This window comes from Streptomyces niveiscabiei (genome assembly GCF_001419795.1).
In the GTDB taxonomy this organism is placed as follows: Bacteria; Actinomycetota; Actinomycetes; order Streptomycetales; family Streptomycetaceae; genus Streptomyces; species Streptomyces niveiscabiei.
Window position 1 is genome coordinate 1 of record NZ_LIRL01000900.1, and the last position, 4,456, is coordinate 4,456.

At 70.8% G+C, this 4,456-nt stretch carries 3 protein-coding genes; 1 reads left to right on the forward strand and 2 read right to left on the reverse strand.

Annotated elements, in window-relative coordinates; genetic code table 11:
- Window positions 1-1,333: LCP family protein (locus AOK24_RS36580; protein ID WP_079057178.1), on the reverse strand; the 1,333-nt coding region annotated here is incomplete at its 3' end.
- A 121-nt stretch (window positions 1,334-1,454) separates the two neighbouring features.
- Between AOK24_RS36580 and AOK24_RS36585 the strand changes: the two genes are divergently transcribed.
- Window positions 1,455-2,468, forward strand: a complete 1,014-nt coding sequence (locus AOK24_RS36585) for a glycosyltransferase family 2 protein (protein WP_055724265.1) — start codon at window positions 1,455-1,457, stop codon at window positions 2,466-2,468.
- Here AOK24_RS36585 and AOK24_RS36590 read toward each other — a convergent pair.
- Complete coding sequence (locus AOK24_RS36590) at window positions 2,458-4,257, reverse strand: LCP family protein (protein ID WP_420876720.1); 1,800 nt, start codon at window positions 4,255-4,257, stop codon at window positions 2,458-2,460. The two genes, AOK24_RS36585 and AOK24_RS36590, sit on opposite strands and share 11 nt — an antisense overlap.
- Window positions 4,258-4,456 lie beyond the last annotated feature (199 nt).

The window sequence follows — 4,456 nt, forward strand, 5'->3', positions numbered from 1 at the left end:
GCCCCACAACCACCTTGAGCACAGCCCCCAGCCCCTTCACGGCCCGCAGCTCGCTCCCCGGCAGCGCGGCGGCCAGGGAGCGGGCCGACCGGTCCCAGCGGGGGTCGTACATGACGACCGTGTGGGACACCCGGGACGCGGAGGTCACCGGCTTGCCGTTGGCCCGGAACCCGGCGCGGGAGAGCAGGGTGTCGGCCTTGCGCCCGAGCCCGTCCGTTCCGGACCCGTTCTCGACCTGGACGTGGATCAGGGAGGGGGACACCTCGACGACGGGCACGGCGGCGGCCTTGGGGCGGGCGCCGGAGAGGGGCTTGTCGTCGCGGAGGGCCTGGAAGACGCGCGAGGAGCGGACGGGGTCCCACTTGAGGGTCGAGCCGATCCCCTTCACCGCGTACCCCATCTCCCCGAGGGGAACGGTCATGAACTCGGAGGAGGAGGGCGAGAAGTTCCGCATGGCCCGCCCGAGGTCGATCAGCTCGTCGGTGCCGAAGCCCCGGTCCGCCCGGACGGAGCCCAGCACGGCACGGGTGACGTCCCGGAACCGCAGCGGGTTGAAGAGGACCCCGGAGGACGTCGTACGGTCCACGAGGGCGGCCAGGAACCGCTGCTGGCGTTTCATCCGCCCGAGGTCGGAGGAGGCGTCGGCATGCCGGGACCGCACGTACTGGAGGGCCTCGCCGCCGAGGAGGGTGTGGGTGCCGGGGGAGAGGTTCAGCCCCGTATAGCTGTCGCGCAGGGGGGTCGCCGTACAGATCTTCACCCCGCCCAGCACGTCCACGGTCTTCATGAAGCTCGTGAAGTCGACTTCGAGGTAGTGGTCGATCTTGACGCGGGTCATGTGCTCGACGGTCCGCACGGTGAGCTGCGGCCCGCCCTCCGCGTACGCCGCGTTGATCCGGATCGGATGCCCGCGATGGTGCTGCCCGGTGGTGTCGTCGGTGTGCGGCGGCGTGTCGGCGTAACTGTCGCGCGGCAGACTGACGACGCTGGCCCGCTCCCGGTCCTCGGAGATGTGCACGATCATGATCGTGTCGGTGCAGTGGCAGGGCGCCCCGCCGAGCCGGTACCGCTGCCGCTCCGCCTCGCTGATCCGGTCGCGCCCGTCCGTCCCGACGAGCAGCACGTTCATCCCGTGCCCCGCGCGCGGCCGGTTCTTCATGTCCTTGAAGGGGTCCACGCGCGCGATGTCCGCGTCGAGCGTCGTGACGACGGAGTGCCCGATCCCGGCGGACGCGAGGACGACGACGGAGAGGGTCGTGGTGAGCCGCAGCGCCCAGCGCGGACGCGTACGGCGGCGCGGGGGACGGGTACGCGGATGGCGGGTACGGGGCATGTGGGCGAGACCTCCGGCGGCGGCCGTACAGGGGGGAGCCGTGAGCACCGTAGGCCCATACGATCTTCGGACGACGGCGGCGCGCACCCCTGTCCCCCGTTCGCGGTAACGTGAGCCCCCTATGAACGCCAAGCCCCCCGCCGTGTCCGTGATCATGCCGGTCCTGAACGAGGAGCGGCACCTGCGCGGCGCCGTCCAGGCGATCCTCGCGCAGGCCTACGACGGTGAGATGGAGGTCGTGATCGCCCTCGGCCCCTCCACGGACCGTACGGACGAGATCGCGGCCCAGCTCGTAGCCGAAGACCCCCGTGTCCACACGGTGCCGAACCCCACCGGCCGCACCCCCGCCGCCCTCAACGCGGCGATCAAGGCCTCCCGGCACCCCATCGTCGTCCGCGTCGACGGCCACGGCATGCTCTCGCCGAACTACATCGCCACCGCCGTACGCCTCCTGGAGGAGACCGGCGCGCAGAACGTCGGCGGGATCATGCACGCCGAGGGCGAGAACGACTGGGAGCGCGCGGTCGCCGCCGCGATGACGTCGAAGATCGGCGTGGGCAACGCGGCGTTCCACACGGGCGGCCAGGCGGGCCCCGCCGAGACGGTCTACCTCGGCGTGTTCCGCCGCGAGGCGCTGGAGCAACAGGGCGGCTACAACGAGGAGTTCATCCGCGCCCAGGACTGGGAGCTGAACTTCCGCATCCGCGAGGCGGGCGGCCTGATCTGGTTCTCGCCGGAGCTGAAGGTCTCCTACCGCCCCCGCCCGTCGGTGAAGGCGCTGGCCAAGCAGTACAAGGACTACGGCCGCTGGCGGCACGTCGTCGCCCGCTACCACGCGGGTTCCATCAACCTCCGCTACCTGGCCCCGCCGACGGCCGTCTGCGCGATCGCCCTCGGCATCGTGCTGGGCGCCCTCGTCACCCCGTACGCCTTCGCGGTCCCCGGCGCCTACCTCGCCGCGATCGTCGCCGGGTCGCTCCCGGCCGGCAAGGGCCTCGGCCTCAAGGCCCGCGCGCAGATCCCCGTCGCCCTCGCCACCATGCACATGTGCTGGGGCTTCGGCTTCCTGACCAGCCCCAAGTCGCTGGCCAGGAAGGTCATCGCATCGCGCCGCCCGGCGGTCCTCACCAGCTGAACGACGGGTCCACGTGCATGCACTGGCTCGTGTCCGAGGCGTTGATCGCCTGAGCCGTGTCCGGGGCGGTGTCGTCCTCGGGCACGGCCTTCGGCGCCTTGTACGCCGTACCGGTCCGCCAGTCCGCCCCCACGACCAGCGTCACCCCCGACACGTCCGTCGACTTCCGTACGGCACCGGCCGGAATCCCCAGCACCTTCGCGACCCGCAGCGCGTTGCCCTCCAGGTCGGCGCTCGGGTACCGCACGAGCGTCGTCGCCTCAGAGGTCGCGGCCGAGGGGTCGGCGACGGCCTGCGTGAAGCCCTTCGCGGTGAGCGCGTCGGCGACGGTCGCCGCCCGGCCCGGCGCGGAGCCCAGCTCGGGGGTACGCGTGCCGTTGTGGACCTGTACGGCGATCTGCCCGTCCGGCGAGGCGACGGGAGCGACGACCGGTGACGGACTCGGGGACGGGGACGGCTTGTCCTTGCCGTCCAGCGCGATGTCCTCGCGGACCAGGCGGAACAGCTTCTCCGCGTCCTCGGTCGGCTCGACGCGCGCGCCGACGTACCGGTTCGGCATCGTCGTCATCGTGATCCGGTCCGTCGGGACCTTCTGGAGCTCCGTCGCCAGGTCGTACATCTTCGTGATGCTGTCCAGGCCGTTGTCCACGGTGATCGCGCTCGTCGCCGCCTCCGCGAGCTTGCGCAGCTTGTTGGGGCTGGTCAGCTTCGCGTTCGAACGCAGCTCCCTGACCATCGAGTTCATGTACATGTGCTGCGCCTTCGCCCGCCCGAGGTCACTGCCGTCCTCGAACCCGTACCGCGTCCGCAGCCACTGCAACGCCTGCCGCCCCTTGATCGAGTGGGTCCCCTCCGGGAGCTTCAGGCCCGAGCCCTTGCCGGTCGACGTGTGCGAGTAGATGTTGGCGTCCACACAGACGGGTACGCCGCCGACGGCGTCCGCCATCGACACGACCCCCGAGAAGTCGATCATCATGAAGTGGTCGATGTGGATGTCGGTGAGCTTCTCCCAGGTCGCCACCGTGCACCCCGGCCCACCCCGCCCGAGCGACTCGTTGGTCATGGCCCGGGTGCTGGCCGCGTACGTCTTCCGCGTATCCGGGTCGGTGCACTTCGGAATCCCGAGAAGCGTGTCCCGAGGCATGCTCACGACGGACATGTTGCTGCGATCCGCCGACACATGCAGCAACATCTGCACATCAGCCAGAGGCGGCCCCCCGAACGTGTCCTTCGCCCCGCCCAGCTTCTGGTTCTCCTCCGTGTCCCGCGCATCCGACCCGATCAACAAAATATTCAACGCCCGCTGCCCGGCGGCGTTCACCCGCGTCGTCGCCGCCCGGTCCTTCGCGTCCCCCAGATTCAGGTCATCACTGCGGATGTTCCCGTTGAGATGCCGGTAGTACAGATACCCCGCGCCCGCGGTCCCGAGTATCACCACCGCGAGCACCGTGGCGGACCAGCGGAGAATACGCCGCCGACGAGTACGCCGGGGCAGGGCGGGGGGCCCGGAGCCTTCCACACCGGCCACGGCGGGCCCCTTGCCACCGGATCCGCCTTCGCCGGACGCGACAAGACCGCCCGCTGCCTCACCGGCGGACGCCTCTTCAGAGGGCGTTGCTTCAGGCCTCGCTTCGGAGGAGGTCCCCTCGGAAGGCACCTTCTCGGTGGACGCCTCTTCGGAAGACGCCTCCTTGGAAGGCACGTCTTCGGACGCCACGCCGGCAGACGTCTCGTCCGCAGACGTGTCCTCCACGGACGCCTCCCCCTTCACCGCACCGCTCTGCGCCATCCCCTGCCCTCCCCGGCCCAGGACCACCCCGGGCCGACCCGACCCGGTGCGTCGCCCGCGTCACCTTCTGAGACACACGGGAGCGCCCGCGCGTTGTACAAGACGGCCAAGAGCGCCCACGGTTCCCCCACCGGCCACCCCGGCCACGCTCTTACCGTTTTCTCATGGACCGGCGAGAAGAAAGCCCGGCCCCACAACC